The following is a 16,774-nucleotide window of genomic DNA, read 5'->3' on the forward strand; positions in this document are numbered from 1 at the left end:
CCTAATCCTAAGCTTTTTTTAATCAAGGTCTGTCTTACGCAGCGGCTAATCCCGCTCCGCCGCTCACAACCAAGGCGTCTTCAATAAGTCCGATAACCGGGTCTAAAATTCTTGTTTGTTTAACCGTTTGCTTACGGATGTAAAAACTCGCATATGTAGATGCCAATGCACTTACACCGCCAATAATAACCCCTCTTAAAGGTTTATTGCCTGCGGCTTTGTAGATACTGGCACCGGCCACCATCCCGGCGGCAACACGGCCTATCAGTCCGGCAGGTTGTATCCGGTTTGGGGCAGATGGCATCTTATCGCCAACAAATTCACTCAAAGCGAGCACCTTTAAAGCGACGGATACTTTGTCGTTTTGCATAAATTTTAAGCCCGATCTGCCGATGTTCCTGCTATGATGGTGACTAAGAATATGACTGGTGACAGCCGGTGCAGAAAAAGTACGCATACCCGCTAATGCTCCCACACCAACTGCTTGCCAAAACGGCTCCTTCATTTTCTTTGACATATCTTATTGAATTATCCTGAATCTAAACTGCGTTATACAGGGTTATGTTTGCCTGTACCCGCAAACATTTTAGCTCTATCGGTAAAATGTTAAATCAATAATTAAGTATGGTTGTTGACCTTCTAAACACTTTATTATGAGATTAAAAGAGGAGAATATACTTGGCGAACTAGGAAGCGCCATAGGTAAAGGTTTATTAGCAGGCTTAGCGGGTACCGCCGCCATGACACTATCTCAAATGATCGAGATGAATATTACCAAACGCGAACCCAGCGATGCGCCGTCTAAAGCGGTGTCAAAAGTTGTTGACGTAAAGCCGGTTAACGAAGATGAAAAAGAAAAAGTAAATAATGAAATACACTGGACTTACGGCACCGCCCTGGGTATTTCACGCGGACTGATCGGCCTTACCGGTCTAAAAGGCTGGAAGGCTACTGCACTTCACTTTGGCTTGGTTTGGGGGGCATCTATGGTGATGCTGCCAAAACTTAAAGTAGCCCCGCCGGTAACTGAAGAAGAACCGCAAGCGGTAGCAATTGACGGTTTTCATCACGCGGTTTACGCGCTGGCTACAGGTTTAGCTTATGACGCCCTGGATGCAGGCGGCCGCCACGAACGTAAACTCAATAAATTACTTACGCAGCTGAAAGACAGGGGGGTCATAAGCAATATCAAGAAGAGGTTTTAAAATCAGCCACTTTCATCACCATTGCGAGCAACAACGTGACGAAGCAATCCCGGATTGCAATGATGAAATTGTCGAATTGTAAAAAACAAAAAACGCCGCTCCGGAAATCCGGGGCGGCGTTTCACATTATATAAACTAAACTATTACTCGGTCACTAATTTTGGCTCTTCGGTTTGTACGGGTTTCTTCTTAAAGTAGTTCTTGATATTTACACGGATGATGTACATACATGGGACCAGGATCAGCGTAATGATGGTAGCGAAACCAAGACCGAAGATCATCGTCCAGGCTAAAGGCCCCCAGAATGCTACGTTATCGCCACCAAAGTGAATATGCGGCGCAAAATGCGTGAACATCTCTACAAAGTCGATATTGAAACCTACTGCCAGCGGCACCAAGCCTAATATCGCCGCAGTAGCTGTTAGCAATACTGGCGTCATACGGGTGTGGCCTGCCTCTACAACTGCATCGTGGAGGTTCATGCCTTCTTCCATCAGTATATCCGTAAATTCTACAAGCAGGATACCATTCCGGACGACGACACCAGCCAACGCAATAATACCAACACCTGTCATCACAATAGCCATGGTCATACCGGTTAAGCTTACGCCCAGTAATACACCAATGATACTGAAGAAGATCTCACTGATAATGATCAGCGTTTTACCTATCGAGTTAAACTGTATCATCAAAATGATCAGGATCAAACCGAATGAAGTTGCCAAAGCACCGCCCAAAAAGGTAACGGCTTCCATTTGATCTTCCTGACCACCACCCTGACGGATGATGATACTATCATCTTTCTTAAAGTTTTGTATCGCTTTAAAGATGGTAGCGTTCACATCATTCGGGTTATATGGTTTCACAACGCTTGATCCCAATGTCAACACCCTGCGTTGCTGCTTGCGTTTAATGTTGCTGTAAGTGTTGGTATAATCAACATTGGTGAAGGCTGAAATTGGCACCTGCCTAATGGCCCCGCCTGTAGCAAGGTCGCGGTAAGTGATCTTCATATTACGCAACTGGTCGATGTTGCCACGCTGCGACTCCAGCGCACGCACCTTGATCTGGTAATCATCTTCTTTGGTATTACGGAAGTCACCTGCTTTAGCGCCGAATACCGCTGCACCAAGTGCCTGGCTAACCTGCGCTGTAGTTATACCTTCGCGGTTTGCACGCTCACGGTCGACATCAAATACAATTTCGGGTTTGTCATTTTGCACATCGGCAACCAGGTTTTCTATACCGGCGATATTCTGTTTAGCCAGGTAGCTCTTTAAACGGTTACCTGTGGCTACCAAAGAGTCAAGGTTATCACCAATGATCTCAATACTGATATCCTTTTGTACCGGCGGGCCGCTGTTTTCCTGTTGTACAGAGATCTTAACACCCGGTAAACCTTGGACGGCACCACGGATACGCTCTAAGACCTTCTTAGTGTCTTTGCCTTCACGTTTGCCAAATTCAACAAAGGCAACGGTTACCTTACCTTTATTTTCGTAATCGCCTTGATCTTCATCGGTTGGATCAGAAACGCCTTTTGTAACGTTTGATATTACCGACGATACAATGTCCTTGTCAGGTTCAACTACTTCGGCTACGCGCTTCTCAATTTTCTTGGTTACCTCATTTGTAGTTGCCTGGTCTGTACCAATTGGCATAGTAATATATACATAGGCAAAATTGGGGTCGCCCGAAGGGAAGAACACCGGGGTTTTACCTAATACACTGTTAATTATCAAGGCTACGATGAACAGACCCAGCGTACCAAACAGTACAGTAACAGGCCTGTGCACGGCTTTTTCTAATATTCTTGCATACCAGTCCCTGAATTTTGGCCAGGCTTTGGTTTGGAAAGTATCTATAGCCCGCAGCAAAACAAAGTGGTTAAGCAGATAAAGCAGGATGGCCAGTACAAGGAAGTTACCCATGCCCATGGTCCATTTACCGGCAAAGAACATGATATAGCTTAAGGCCGCTAACACAGTCATAATGCCCACAACCTTGGCAGTCTTTTTATCAAACTTTGGATTATCATGCTCACCGGCAATATGCGGTTTCATAAAATCAACCGCGAAAACCGGGTTCATAATGTAAGCCACCACTAAAGACGCTAACAAGGTTATGATCAGCGTGATCGGCAGGAAGAACATGAAGTGACCTATCAGGCTATTCCAGAAAGCCAAAGGAATAAATGGTGCCAAGGTTGTCATCGTTCCCGAGAATACCGGTAAGAACACCTCACCAGCAGCCATTTTAGCAGCCTCTTTGATCGGTACGCGGCCGTTGTCAAATATCCGGTGTGTATTCTCTATTACCACAATAGCATCATCCACAACGATACCTAATGCGAGCAGGAATGAGAATAACACGATCATATTAAGTGTGAAACCAATAACAGGCATTACCAGGAACGCGATGAAACACGACAGTGGTACCGACAGTGCTACGAATACCGCGTTGGTAGTTCCCATAAAGAACATCAGGATCACCGTTACCAAGATGAAACCTATAACTATGGTGTTGATCAGGTCATTAAGGGTAGTGCGGGTTTTGTCTGACTGATCGCCTGTCACCGTGATATTCAAACCTTTAGGAAAAACCGTTTTCTGCTTGTTCTTGATCAACGCGTTGATCTTGTCAGAAGCTTCGATCAGATTCTCTCCTGTACGTTTACTAACGTTTAGCGTGATAACATTCTTGAAATTAGGATTTTCCGGCGTTTTTAAACGCGCATAACTTTCCTGCTCTAAGAATGAGTCTTTAATTTCGGCAATATCGCGCAGGTAGATGGCCTGACCTTTTGGATTACGCAAAGCCATGCGGGACACTTCATCAGCGCTCTTAAAATCCTGTTTAATGTCTATGCTCCTGCGCACACCATCGGTCTTTACTGTACCCGCAGAGGTAAGAATGTTCTCATTACCTATAGCCTGAATAATGTCGTTAAAGGTTACTTGCGCCGCGGCCATTTTATTCAGATCGACATTTACTTGAATTTCCGGTGTCAGCGCGCCTACCTCATCAACTTTAGAGATCTCTTTGTAACTTTCTATCTCGTCTTTCAACAGGTCTGCATATTCCTTTAGCTTCTTCAGGTCATAATCGCCGGAAATATTGATGTAAAGGATAGGCAAGTCGGCCACATTGATGTCTGATATCACAGACTCCTTAAGATTATTGTCATTCTGCGGCAAATCTTGTTTTGCTTTATCCACCGCGTCTTTTACATCAACCTTAGCGTCTTTAATATCTACGTTAGCCTGAAACTCTGCCGTAATAATAGATACGTTCTGTACAGAGTTTGAGGTAACCTTCTTTAATCCCTTAAGCGACTTTAGTTGCTTCTCTATCTGCCTGGTTACCAGATTCTCAATATTTTGTGGCGATTGGCCTGCAAAAGTTGTGGTTACGAAAACCTTCGACTGGGCAATGTCAGGGAAGTTTTCTTTAGGCAGCGTATTGTAGCTGATGATCCCCAATACGGTGATCAGGAACACCAGTACGTAAATAGCTGTCTTATTATCTATGGCCCAACTTGATGGGCCGAATTCTTTTTTAACGTCTTTCATGCTCTTATGATAAGATTTTGGTTTAGTTAGCCGCTTGTGCAACCTTTATTCTATCGCCGTCTTCAATGTCAGACGCGCCATCTGTCACCAATTGATCGCCCGCTGAAAGGCCGGAAACGATTTCTGACTTGCCACCATAACTTGCGCCAACTTTTACGTTTTTGCGTTTAGCAACACCATTTTGGTTCACAAATACATAATCGCCGCCCTCAGACTTTTGGATAGCTTTTACCGGTACAACAATAGCGTTTGTCTTGTTGTAATCTGCTATTTTGATAATGGCTGTCATATTAGGACGAAGAGAAGCACGTGCAGGTAATTTAATTTCGGCAGCAAAGCTTCTTGATGTTGGATCGATGGCTTTAGCAGCGAAAGTCACTTTAGTTACTAGTGAATCATTAGCATCAGGAACCACAACCTTTACGCTGTTGCCGGTGCCTACGCTTCCTGAGTATGATTCGGGAACGTCAACCTTAACTTTTAATTGGTCTGCGTTTACTACGCGGATGCCTGTTTGCCCCGGCTGCGCAACCTGGCCAAGTTTAAGGTCCATCTGGTCAACCGTACCACTGATAGGCGATTTGATGGTGTACATCGCCGCTTGTTGTCTTAAAGAAGCTAAAGCTTTTTGGCTGGCCTCTAAAGTAGTTTTAGCCTGAAGAAACTGCACTTCGGTACCTATTTTTTGGTCCCACAGGTTTTTCTGACGCTGGTATAAAGTGTTGTTCAGTTGCAACTGAGCCTGAGATTGGGCAATGTTTTGCCTTAAAACATTATCATCTAATTGAACCATTACCTGTCCGCGCGACACATGCTGGCCAACTTTTACATAAATGGCTGTAATAGTACCAGGCGATTGCGGATAAGCCGTAACATTGTCCTGCGCGTCTATCTTACCTTGCAACTCTACGTAATTTGTGAAGGTGCCGGGTTTAATATCATAAACATTCACCTCTGTCACTTTAGAAGAGTCCTGGCCTGCGCCGGTTTTAGCTTCTAATGCAGTGATCTTGGTTGTCAGGTCTGCTTGTTGTTTTTTAAGATCGGCAAGCTCTGTTTTAGCGTCTTTGGGCTTGTTGCAAGCTGCCAGTGCAACTACAGCCAATGTGGTATATAAAATCTTTTTCATGGTGCTTATTTGAGTGTGTGATTGTTTAGTTTAATATTGAATGCGGCCGTAAGTGCGGTCAAGTTCTACTTTATTTACCAGGGCATCGTACAAACCTTGTATGTATTTATCGTCGGCGTCAACCAAGGCAGTTTCTGCCTGGGTTACCTCGATGCTCGACCCTACGCCTTGCTGATATTTGATCTTCGATACGCGCAATACCTCTTGTGCTAAATCACGGTTGCGGCGCTGGCTGTTAAGTGTTTGCAAACCGTTTATATAATTGATCCTTGCGTACTCTGCCTGTAATGCGAAACCATTCTTAGCGTTTTCCATGTCATTTTGCGTTTTCTGAACGGTGATCTTAGATTGTGCTACCTGGTATTTATGCTGGAATCCCGTGAAAACCTGCCAGCTTAAACGTAAGCCGATATAGCTTGACGGGAACTGGTTGGCGTACAAATTACCGAACGCGTTGTCTTGGTAAGCAGATGTAAAGTTGCCTATCGCCGAAAGCTTAGGAAAATAGTTAGCCTGGTTACGCTTAACGTCCAATTGGTTAAGCCTGTATTGGGTTTCCAATAAACTATACTCAATTCGGTTTTTATAGAGGGTGGTGTCCGTAGTTTGTGCAGCGGCGGTTTCGTCCAGTTTAACATCTTCAAGTTTATCTAACAAGATCAGATTCTCCTGGATAGGCATACCCATTTGAAATTTTAACATTTGATAGCCTACTGCTAATAATCGTAATGCATTCTCTCTGTTAGAAACCAAAGTATTGTATTGAACAGTTGTACGATCTACATCGATTTTCTCTACAAAGCCTTGCTTGTTTTGCGCTGTGGTTTGGTCGAGTTGTGTCTTCAGTTGTTTGATGTTCGCATCAAGCAGTTTTACCCGCTCATCGTTAACCAAAACAGAGTAATATGCCTTGGTAACATTTACGTTTGCCTGGATCTTTGAACGCGTAAGGCTTTTTTGGGACAACTCCTGATAAGTCTTAGATGCCTTTAAGCCTATAAAGAATGTACCATCGAACAATAACTGGCTGGCATCAACCCCAAAGTTAGACTGGTACTTTACCCCAAATTTAACCGGGATGAAGGTTCCGGGCGCGCCGAAAAATTCGCCGGGTAATAAGGTAGTAGGAATTTTAAGATAGTCTAATAAACTGGCCGAGGCAGTCAACTGCGGCAAGCCCTGACCTGTAACCTCTTTCACCCTGTATTGCGCGCTTTTGATGTCAAGGTTAGCGTTTATCACAGTGTCCTGGTGCTGTAACGCATAGGCGATACAATCGGCAAGGGTAAAACTGTGCGTAGGCGCCGCAGGCGGCGGGGTCTGCGCCATTACCCGCGTAATAAGCGAACCTGTTACAATTAATGTTAGAAACAATTTATTCATATCAAGATAGTGATGGTTTTATGCTGTTTTCTTTAATTTATTTTGATACTCATTGAGGAGCTGGTACCCTTCAAGCGTTACTATACCGTAATTGAAATGCTCCACAAACTGCTGCTGTACTTTTACAACATTGAATTGAGGTGCGGGGAAATTTTGCTGATTAAAACCCGATTCTACCTGCAGGATGCGCATGCGCGCAATGACCCGTACATCAATTTCGGGGCGTATATAACCTTCCTCTATTCCTTTAAGCATCAGTTCTTCTAATCGCTGAACTATAGACTCCCATTTAAACTTTTGAATAATGGCCCAGCCTTCCGGATGATATTTCTGCAGATCATGCATAAGAATGGGGTTCATCCGTGACAGCATCTCTTCTGAACAGCGCATCCATTCTGATAACTGCGCGATAACATTATCTGCCTCGTTCATCATCTTGTCCATCTCGGTCTCATCTTGCTGCATCCGCATCTTCACCAAAGCTGTTACCAGCTCATTCTTATCGGCAAAATGCTGATAGATGGTCTTTTTCGACATTCCCAAATGGCGGGCAATATCATCCATCGTAACGCTTTTTATCCCCGCTGTTAAAAACAGGTCTAATGCTCCGTTTAATATTCTTTCGAACTGACTCATTTCGACGCAAAACTATGGAAACATTTTTTGATTAAAAAGTTTCCATCGTTTATTACAATTTCCAGACATTCTTGACTTAACAAATGAACATTGCAAATTTTGCTTAAGAAACTTTAGTAAACGGCGTGTGCTTAAGACATTTACAGGGGATAATTGCGACATGAACTTTATCGTTTACGCCAAAAGCTAATTATTATCTTTGTGCAAACGTATAACCATGCACCTTACTGCTCTGTCTGCCATCTCGCCTATTGATGGCCGCTATAGAAATACTACTAAAGAACTAGCTGCTTATTTTTCTGAGTTTGCCCTCATTAAGTACCGCGTATTGGTAGAGGTTGAATATTTCATCGCGCTGTCCCAATATGGGCTGCCGCAGCTTCAGCCTTTAGATAGCGTGATAACAGAAAAGTTACAGGGCATTTATAAAACGTTTAGGGAGGAAGATGCGCAATCCATCAAAGACATCGAAAAAACAACCAACCATGATGTCAAGGCGGTTGAGTATTTCTTAAAGCAAAAGTTCGACGAGTTGGGCTTGTCATCGCACAAAGAGTTTATACATTTCGGGCTTACCTCTCAGGACATAAATAACACCGCGATACCATTAAGTTTTAAGGAGGCTTTAAATAATGTCTACTACCCTTCTATAAATGAGCTGGTTGAGGTGCTTAAAACCTACGCCTCAGACTGGGCTAATATCCCTATGCTGGCACATACACACGGTCAGCCGGCATCACCTACCCGCCTGGGAAAAGAGATACTGGTGTTTGTTGAGCGGATTGAAAAGCAGCTCGAACTGCTTGATGCAATTCCTTTCTCTGCTAAATTTGGCGGGGCTACGGGCAACTTTAACGCCCATAAAGTGGCCTATCCAAAGCATGATTGGATAGCTTTTGGAAACACCTTTGTAAATGACACTTTAGGTTTAAGCCGCTCGCAGCATACTACTCAGATTGAACACTACGACAACTTTGCCGCCAAATGCGATGCGCTGAAACGCATCAACAATATCATCCTCGACCTTGACCGTGATATGTGGACCTATATCTCCATGAATTACTTTAAACAGAAAATCAAAGCGGGAGAAATTGGTTCATCAGCAATGCCGCATAAGGTTAATCCCATTGACTTTGAAAACAGCGAGGGGAATGTTGGGATCGCCAATGCTTTGTTTGAACACCTGGCCGCGAAGTTGCCGGTATCACGTTTGCAGCGCGACCTTACTGATTCTACCGTACTTCGCAATATTGGCGTGCCGGTTGCCCATACGCTCATCGCGATTAAATCTACAATTAGGGGTTTAAACAAATTGCTCTTGAACGAGGCCGCCATTAACACCGATCTGGAAGATAACTGGGCAGTAGTTGCCGAAGCTATACAAACCATCCTTCGCCGCGATGGCTACCCTAATCCGTACGAGGCCTTAAAAGACCTTACCCGTACCAATAGCCAGATAAATGCTGCTACCATTGCCGCTTTTGTTGATACCTTGGACGTAAGCGAAGAGACACGCGGGGAGTTAAAGTGTATGACGCCACAGAACTATACAGGGGTGTAAGTCATTAACGGGTCAAAACAAGCCTGGCTTTATTGCCAGATGAATTAGATAGCTAACTTTGCTTAGGGGTTATTGTTATCCTGCACTTGTTTCAGGATCTCTCAGAACAGTTTGAATTGCAAGTGAGATGCCGAAACAAGTTCGGCATGACGGTCTCCAGAAAATTAATCTTAACATAATGAACATCAACGTATATACCGAGAGCACGCCGAACCCGGCAACAATGAAATTCATTGTCAATAAATTGCTGATAAACGGCAGCCAGGACTATCCCACCAAAGAGTCTGCAGAGCATGCTTCTTTCGCCAAAGAATTGTACAAGTTCTCTTTTGTAAACGGTGTCTTTTTCGCCAGCAACTTTGTTACTGTGACCAAAACGGAAGGCAGTGAATGGGACGATATAGAGCCTATACTGAAAGAGTTTGTTAAAGGCGCGGTGGAATCGGAGTTAAAAGTTAAAGCGGAAGAAGTTGAATCTGACGTGACTTTCGAAGGTACAGACGCTGAAGTAAAGATCCAGCAGATCTTGCATGATTACGTTCGCCCGGCTGTTGAGCAGGATGGCGGCGCTATTGCCTATAAATCTTTTGAAGAAGGCGTGGTTACTGTTGAACTTCGCGGTTCATGCAGCGGCTGCCCATCGTCGACCATTACCCTTAAAGCCGGTATTGAAAACCTGTTAAAACGCATGGTTCCCGAAGTACAGGAAGTAGTTTCTGAGGCTATGTAATTTGATGATTCCACCGATTTGGTGAAATTACACTGATAGATACTAAGCGCTCTATAGGGGCGCTTTTTTATGTAAGTACATTCCGATCGCGGCATTCTGAAATGCATATATTTACATGCAAGTCAATAAGTTATGTCAACCAGATTATTACCAACTCTGTCCGTCCGCCGAGGTAAAGAAGCAGTAGACTTTTACAAAAAAGCTTTCAATGCTTTTGAAATAATGATGGTAGCTGACCCGGAAGGCAACATAGTTGCTGAACTGGCAATAGACGAAGTTCATTTTATTGTGGCTGATGAGGCCCCTGATTATGGCAACTACAGTCCGGAAAGTTTAAGCGGCACAACAATACGCATGGGTCTAGAAGTTGATGACCCGGATGGTGTTGCCGCGCAGGCGGTAGCATCAGGAGCACAGGAAGTTTACCCTGTTGCTGATCAAAGCTATGGATACCGTTTGGGCTGCATTGAAGATCCTTTCGGCCACAGGTGGGAAATATTTAAGAAATTACAGTAGTCCATTCAACAGGATCAGGCTGACATAATTGATCAGTTTTAATTCCACCGGGGAGGATGTGCGGTGGGAACTGTGGTGGCTGAGGTAAGTTCTCGTATAAAGACACACCCCTAACCCCTCTCAAGAGGGGAATTAAAAACTACCCAAAATATTTTCGTATTTCAGTCAGCAATTCCTCTGATATCAAACCATTACTCGCGGCCACATCGCAGGTAGCTAAAACGTCGGCAGTGCCCTTAAAATCTACCACCGTGCCGCCGGCCTGGCGAACGATAACTATTCCGGCAGCAATATCCCAGGGTTTTAAATTGTATTCGTAGTAGCCTTCAAAGCGGCCACAGGCGGTGTAGCACAAGTCGACAGCCGCAGAACCTAAGCGTCGCAAGCCGTGGCAATTGCGCATAAGGTGGGTAAACAGTTCTATGTATTGCGGCTGCTTTTCAAAGTCATAATAAGGGAAGCCTGTAGCCAAAAGACTATCCCCAATAGTTGGCTTGTTACTTACACGTATTTCCCTACCGTTCAGATAGGCAGGTGCATCTTTCCAGGCGTAAAAACATTCGTCCTGATTTATTTCGTAAACCACCCCCAGAACCAATTCATCGTATTCTTTTAAAGCGATTGAGACCGAGAACACAGGCAAGCCATGAATGAAATTTGTGGTACCGTCCAAAGGATCTATTATCCAATTATATCTTTCGCCAATACGGCTGCTGGTTTTTTCTTCTGTTATAAAACCGGCCCCAGGTAATATTTTAGATAGGCTATCTACAATCATTTGTTCCGCGCCCTTATCTACGTAAGACACCAGATCATTAAGGCCTTTATATTCAATTTTATCAGGGTCGAAATTAGTGCGCTCATCCCTGATAAAGGCGCCGGCTTGCTTAGCAACTTCAATTACCTTTTGTGTTATTGTTTCGAGCATGGTGCCTTAGCGTTAAGTTGAATGAGAATAGTTTATGAATAAAGAAACTGGCAAGGAACAGGCTTAATGCAGCTGCAGGCCGCGCCACAGGTGGCGGGAAGTGCAGGTACATCACCATAATTTTTAAGATAAACAGGTTGGCAAAAAAACCTATGCAAGCCACACTCAAAAACCTGATGAACTGCTGTGCCGGGGGTAGTTTAGATTCGGAAAATACAAGGTAGCGCGTAATCAGAAAGTTAACTACCACACCCAGCACGTACGATATACAAAATGATACGCCGTAATTTATGCGGAACCCCATTACCGCCTGCGTATTATTTTTAAACACTAAATAATAGAGGATGTTAAAAGTGCTGATATCGACTATAAAACCAATACCGGCCGAAAGAACAAATCTTAGCATCTGGTTGCCCAAAATAGCCTGCCATATTCCTTTAGGCGGCACCTTGTGGTATATATTTATTTCTCCTGGCGTTTACACATAATGCAACGCCCGCCAGTACCAAAATAAGGGATATCATTTCTGCCTGGGTGAAAGACAAGCTGCCGATATGATAACGCGTGTTTACGCGAATCAACTCGATAAAGAAACGTTCTATGCCGTTAAGGATCAAATAAATCCCGAAGAACATGCCCGGGCTTTTAATGCGGTCGCGGATGCTCCACAAAAAGAAGAACAGCAGCAGGCAAACTACGCACTCATAAAAAGAGGTTGGGTAAACCGGCAGGCGCAGTTCATTGCAATACTTACCCACGCAATTTGCGATCGGGTTGTTAAAATCAACCTGGTTTACGTTATGCGGAAATTTGAAAGACCACATCCAGTCTGGTGCCCAGCTAAGCCATTGCGGTTTGGGGTTTAGGTTCGGGATGCCCCAGTCGCCGTCGCCGCTCATCTGGCAACCTATGCGTCCTATAGCGTAAGAAAGCATCATACCCGGCCCCCCAATATCAAGCATGGTAAGCGGCTTTACCCCGTGTTTGTTGGCAATGTAAAGTACGGCAGCTCCTCCGCAAATTAAACCGCCGTAGAAGGTTAAACCGCTAAAACCAATCAGCATACCCACAGGATCGTGCATAAACTCGTCCCAATTCTCAAGGGCATTAAAAAGCTTAGCTCCGGCAAAACCGCATATCGCAGCCCAAACCAATATAGTACCCATCAATTCATATGGATGGACCATAACACGTTTGGTTATTGGCTCGGCTAATTCATTCTTTTTGGCATCGCGCCAGGCCCAATAAACGAACCCTGCGCAAAGTATTATACCGCCAATAAGATTGCCACGGGTAGAAAGGATAAAGTCTTGTGGGCTGTTTACCAAGTCGCGGTAGTTTAAAATAGCATCTATCAATTTATAACCTGCTATAAAACCAAATATGGCATTAGTAAGCAATTCGGCATAGCTAACCTTCTGGCCGATAGTGATTGTTTTCTCAAACGGATGGATATATCCCAGGCGCTCTTTACGTTTAAACTCTTCTGTAAACGCCCAATATGCAGCAATGAAAGCCAAGGCTACAAAGAATCCAAAAGTTTGAAAAGGTAATGGGATGTTTAGGCCTGTAAAGTATCTGATCAGGTCTGAAAGGGTTGGGAACATCAGGCAGAATTTTGAGGCGAATATAAGGCTAATGCACCAATATTTCCTCGGCCTCGGCAATTTCAACGTCGCCGTCGGCAGCAATTTGGGTAAGTTTTACGTTACGCAATTCATTCACCAAAATTGGATCATACTTGGTTTTTACCTTTACATAATTGCGGGTAAAACCATGCATGTAACCATCCTTTACATCGCCTTCAAACAATACTTCGTCTTCAATACCTACTTGCGATTCGTAAAACGCGCGGCGTTTTTTGTCAGACAGAATATGCAGCATTTTGCTTCGCTCGGCACGGGTAGATCCCGGTATGCTCCCGGTCATTTCTGCTGCAGGCGTGTTGTCACGCTCAGAATAAGTAAAGACGTGCAGGTAGGAAATATCCAGCCTGTTCAGGAAATTGTAGGTATCGATAAAATCTTCGCGTGTTTCACCCGGGAAACCAACGATCACATCAACACCTATACAGCAATGCGGCATTACTTGCTTGATCTTCGCTACGCGGCTTGCATATAACTCGCGTTTGTAACGGCGGCGCATCAACCCTAAGATCTTATCTGAGCCAGATTGCAGCGGGATATGAAAATGCGGAACAAACCTTTTTGATGATGCGACAAAGTCTATGATCTCATCGGTAAGCAAGTTAGGCTCGATCGAAGAAATGCGGTAGCGGTCGATGCCTTCAACTTCGTCAAGCGCCTTTACGAGGTCGATAAACCTATTTACGCGCTCACCATTCTGCAGGCCAAAATCACCCAGGTTAACGCCGGTCAAAACGATTTCGCGTACACCGGAAGCCGCGATGACTTTGGCCTGTTCGATAACGTTTGCTATGGTATCGCTGCGGCTATTGCCACGCGCAAGCGGGATGGTGCAAAATGAGCACGAGTAATCGCAGCCATCCTGTACTTTTAAGAAAGTGCGGGTACGGTCGCCAAATGAATATGATGATACAAACTGATTGGCTTCTGATACCGGCTGATTATAAACCAAAGCTTTCGGCTGCTTGGTCAGGTCGGTAATGTGGTCTACGATCTGGAACTTTTCGGCAGCGCCTAATACCATATCTACACCGGGAATTTCGGCTATCTCAACGGGCTTAAGTTGCGCATAACAACCTATTACCACTATGTAAGCCTGCGGCGAGATCTTAAGTGCTTCTTTAACGATTTTTTTGCACTTCTTGTCGGCGTTTTCTGTAACAGAACAGGTATTGATCACAAAAACATCAGGCGTTTCTGCAAAGCCGACGGTTTGGTAACCGGCATTGTTGAACAGCCTCCCTATCCCGGACGATTCCGAATAGTTAAGCTTACAGCCCAAAGTATATAACGCTACCTTTTTGTTCATTTTACAAGGGTGCAAATATACGCATTTGACTTATTGGTTTTGTCTGCAAAGGGTTAACTTTAAGATACTAATACTTTATATTTAAATGAGAAGACTACTAATAATTCTGTCCTATCTTTTTATATCGGAATCAGCATTTTCTAATACTATCGATAGTTTGAAAACTCCGCAAGATGTTATCAATTTTTTAAATAGGTTAGATGGTAGCTTTACCACGAAATACAGCCCCGGGCTTAAATTTTTGACAGATAGTGCATTTCGTAAACAACTAGGATGTCCCGAAACTGCTACCGTACTGAACTTAAAAAGCTGGAGTAAATGCGATTTGAATGGAGACGGTAAAACAGACCTGTTGGCAATGCCATTGTGGTATAAAATTGAAGTTTTCGTCGCAATTGATAACGGCAATAGTGGCTATAAGCTTATAAGGCTGTCCAAAGAAGTTTTCGAGAATTGCCAATTTGCTAAACCAATTATCGTTGACCAAAAGCTAATGGTTATGTTTTATGGCAAATCAAAAGTGCCCGGCAAACTTTTTGGAAGCTATAGTGAACATATCCAAGTAGATACCCTTATTTACAAATTTTCTAACTTCATTGAATATCATTCAAAAAAAGTGGAGTACAATGTCGACACAATAATATTCCATGCAGGTATGTGCTTCGGAACTTGTCCAAGCTTTCTGCTTAAAATATCAAAAAATGGATTTGCAGAATATTCAGCACAATACTATAATCCTACAAATGGTGACTTTACCGGCAATTTACACAAAAAGAAGCTTCGCGATATTTTGTCACTTATGGATTATATACATCTAAGAGATTTGAAGGAAAACTATCAAGTAAACTGGACTGACGATAAAACTTACAACCTTGAGATAAAATTTAACGACGGAAGCGTAAAAAAGATTTCAGATTATGGAGGCTTGGGCACATTTGGTTTAAGGGCTTTGTATGCAATGTTATTTGAACTAAGATCCTCAACTAATTGGATAAAGAGCCAACCTAATTAAAAGTTTATATGAGCGTTATAAAAAGCTGATAAACAATATTAATTAACTATTAGTTTATACCATTTTCGACATTCCAGCAAATAAAAAAAGCCACCCATTAGGTGGCTTTTTGTTAATTAATTCAGAAGTATTATGGTTTCCTGGTGGTGTCTGTTTTCATCATGCTGTCTTTCTTAACAGAATCAGCAGGAGCCGGTGTGCTCATCATTTTTGTTGAATCTACTTTAGTACTATCAGTAGAGCTTGCTGCTTTCTCAGAGCTGCAACCTACCGCGATGCTACCTGCAAACACTGCTGCGATAGCAAATTTTAACATGTTGTTTTTCATAGTGTCTTGTTGTCTTGGTGAATTATGATTGTACCCGTTCAACACCCCTCCTATCGTATTGTTTTACAAAAAGTTAAATAGCATTGCTTCACAGACGTAACTTAATAGTATATGCAGCATGCGTACCATCGTAAAAAACGTTGATTAAAACTTTTAAGATTAAGTATGTGTTATAGCGATACACAAAACACTTAAAATTATAATCCTATGAAAAAGTTAAGTTTCGCATTGATGCTGGCTGCATCAGCTTTGGCATTCCAGGGTTGCAGCAACGGCCAAAAAGATGCAAAGGAAACAGCAGACAGCTTAAACAAAACTAAAGACACTACAACTAACGTTGCAGCAACAGGCGGTATCGCTGTTGACCAGGGCGACGCAAAATTTGCTACAGACGCGGCCAATGGTGGCATGGCAGAAGTTGCCTTAGGCAAATTAGCTTTAACAAAAAGCACCAATCCAGATGTTAAAGGCTTTGCCAACATGATGGTGAACGACCATGGTAAAGCAAATGCCGATCTGATGGCTTTAGCAAAAGCAAAAAACATTACCCTGCCTGCTACCGTTGACGAGGAGCACCAAAAGAAAGCGGATGACTTAAGCAAAATGTCTGGTAAAGACTTTGACAAAGCGTATGTTGATGCAATGGTAGACGGCCACAAAAAGACTTTAGACCTGATGAACTCAGAAGCTAAAGATGGTAAAGACGCCGACCTTAAAGCATTCGCTGCTAAAACTGCGCCGATAGTGAAAATGCACTTAGACGCGATCAACAAGATCCATGACACCATGAAATAAGCGCTAAGCATTATCTCTAACAAA

At 43.5% G+C, this 16,774-nt stretch carries 16 protein-coding genes; 6 read left to right on the forward strand and 10 right to left on the reverse strand.

Going from position 1 to position 16,774, the window contains the following annotated elements:
* Window positions 1–34 precede the first annotated feature (34 nt).
* On the reverse strand, window positions 35–517 hold the full coding sequence (locus GO620_RS08040; RefSeq protein ID WP_157524066.1) for a DUF4126 family protein: 483 nt from the start codon (window positions 515–517) through the stop codon (window positions 35–37).
* Between the two features lie 136 nt (window positions 518–653).
* Between GO620_RS08040 and GO620_RS08045 the strand changes: the two genes are divergently transcribed.
* Window positions 654–1,205: a hypothetical protein gene (locus GO620_RS08045; RefSeq protein WP_198173526.1), complete on the forward strand. Its 552-nt coding sequence runs from the start codon at window positions 654–656 to the stop codon at window positions 1,203–1,205.
* A 143-nt stretch (window positions 1,206–1,348) separates the two neighbouring features.
* On the opposite strand, the gene GO620_RS08050 is transcribed toward GO620_RS08045, so the two are convergent.
* Genes GO620_RS08050 through GO620_RS08065 form a run of 4 tightly spaced genes read right to left on the reverse strand, consistent with a single transcriptional unit; the run spans window position 1,349 to window position 7,925 of the window.
* On the reverse strand, window positions 1,349–4,777 hold the full coding sequence (locus GO620_RS08050; protein ID WP_157524068.1) for an efflux RND transporter permease subunit: 3,429 nt from the start codon (window positions 4,775–4,777) through the stop codon (window positions 1,349–1,351).
* Between the two features lie 22 nt (window positions 4,778–4,799).
* Window positions 4,800–5,906 (reverse strand): efflux RND transporter periplasmic adaptor subunit, encoded by a 1,107-nt coding sequence (locus GO620_RS08055; RefSeq protein ID WP_157524070.1) that lies wholly within the window; start codon window positions 5,904–5,906, stop codon window positions 4,800–4,802.
* A gap of 30 nt (window positions 5,907–5,936) precedes the next feature.
* Entirely contained in the window at window positions 5,937–7,289 is a 1,353-nt protein-coding gene (locus GO620_RS08060; protein ID WP_244139481.1) for a TolC family protein, read from the reverse strand.
* Window positions 7,290–7,307: 18 nt separating this feature from the next.
* A complete protein-coding gene (locus GO620_RS08065; protein ID WP_157524072.1) occupies window positions 7,308–7,925 on the reverse strand; it encodes a TetR/AcrR family transcriptional regulator in 618 nt (205 codons plus the stop codon).
* Between the two features lie 217 nt (window positions 7,926–8,142).
* On the opposite strand from GO620_RS08065, the gene purB reads away from it, so the two are divergent.
* The 3 genes from purB (at window position 8,143) to GO620_RS08080 (ending at window position 10,732) form a co-directional block, all read left to right on the forward strand.
* Window positions 8,143–9,486 carry an adenylosuccinate lyase gene (gene purB, locus GO620_RS08070; protein WP_157524074.1) on the forward strand — a complete coding sequence of 448 codons (1,344 nt, stop codon included), beginning with the start codon at window positions 8,143–8,145 and terminating at the stop codon, window positions 9,484–9,486.
* Window positions 9,487–9,664: 178 nt separating this feature from the next.
* Window positions 9,665–10,216, forward strand: a complete 552-nt coding sequence (locus tag GO620_RS08075; RefSeq protein WP_157524075.1) for a NifU family protein — start codon at window positions 9,665–9,667, stop codon at window positions 10,214–10,216.
* A gap of 132 nt (window positions 10,217–10,348) precedes the next feature.
* Window positions 10,349–10,732: a VOC family protein gene (locus tag GO620_RS08080; protein ID WP_157524077.1), complete on the forward strand. Its 384-nt coding sequence runs from the start codon at window positions 10,349–10,351 to the stop codon at window positions 10,730–10,732.
* Between the two features lie 139 nt (window positions 10,733–10,871).
* On the opposite strand, the gene GO620_RS08085 is transcribed toward GO620_RS08080, so the two are convergent.
* From GO620_RS08085 to mtaB, 4 genes are read right to left on the reverse strand one after another with little or no spacing between them, the layout of a single operon-like run.
* Complete coding sequence (locus GO620_RS08085; protein ID WP_157524079.1) at window positions 10,872–11,660, reverse strand: inositol monophosphatase family protein; 789 nt, start codon at window positions 11,658–11,660, stop codon at window positions 10,872–10,874.
* Window positions 11,629–12,108, reverse strand: coding sequence for a GtrA family protein (locus tag GO620_RS08090; RefSeq protein WP_157524081.1), 480 nt, complete (start codon window positions 12,106–12,108; stop codon window positions 11,629–11,631). The genes GO620_RS08085 and GO620_RS08090 overlap by 32 nt, the downstream gene beginning before the upstream one ends.
* A complete protein-coding gene (locus GO620_RS08095; protein WP_157524083.1) occupies window positions 12,098–13,267 on the reverse strand; it encodes a prolipoprotein diacylglyceryl transferase in 1,170 nt (389 codons plus the stop codon). The genes GO620_RS08090 and GO620_RS08095 overlap by 11 nt, the downstream gene beginning before the upstream one ends.
* Before the next feature lie 28 nt (window positions 13,268–13,295).
* Complete coding sequence (mtaB, locus tag GO620_RS08100) at window positions 13,296–14,615, reverse strand: tRNA (N(6)-L-threonylcarbamoyladenosine(37)-C(2))-methylthiotransferase MtaB (RefSeq protein WP_157524085.1); 1,320 nt, start codon at window positions 14,613–14,615, stop codon at window positions 13,296–13,298.
* A 157-nt stretch (window positions 14,616–14,772) separates the two neighbouring features.
* On the opposite strand from mtaB, the gene GO620_RS08105 reads away from it, so the two are divergent.
* The gene (locus GO620_RS08105) at window positions 14,773–15,627 is read left to right on the forward strand and encodes a DUF6438 domain-containing protein (protein ID WP_157524087.1); all 855 of its coding nucleotides are present in this window, start codon (window positions 14,773–14,775) and stop codon (window positions 15,625–15,627) included.
* A 130-nt stretch (window positions 15,628–15,757) separates the two neighbouring features.
* Here GO620_RS08105 and GO620_RS08110 read toward each other — a convergent pair whose 3' ends face one another.
* The gene (locus GO620_RS08110; protein WP_157524089.1) at window positions 15,758–15,955 is read right to left on the reverse strand and encodes a hypothetical protein; all 198 of its coding nucleotides are present in this window, start codon (window positions 15,953–15,955) and stop codon (window positions 15,758–15,760) included.
* A gap of 207 nt (window positions 15,956–16,162) precedes the next feature.
* Here GO620_RS08110 and GO620_RS08115 point away from each other — a divergent pair, with 207 nt between their 5' ends.
* Window positions 16,163–16,750: a DUF4142 domain-containing protein gene (locus GO620_RS08115; protein WP_157524091.1), complete on the forward strand. Its 588-nt coding sequence runs from the start codon at window positions 16,163–16,165 to the stop codon at window positions 16,748–16,750.
* Window positions 16,751–16,774 lie beyond the last annotated feature (24 nt).

Origin of the sequence: Mucilaginibacter ginkgonis (genome assembly GCF_009754905.2) — a bacterium.
In the GTDB taxonomy this organism is placed as follows: Bacteria; Bacteroidota; Bacteroidia; order Sphingobacteriales; family Sphingobacteriaceae; genus Mucilaginibacter; species Mucilaginibacter ginkgonis.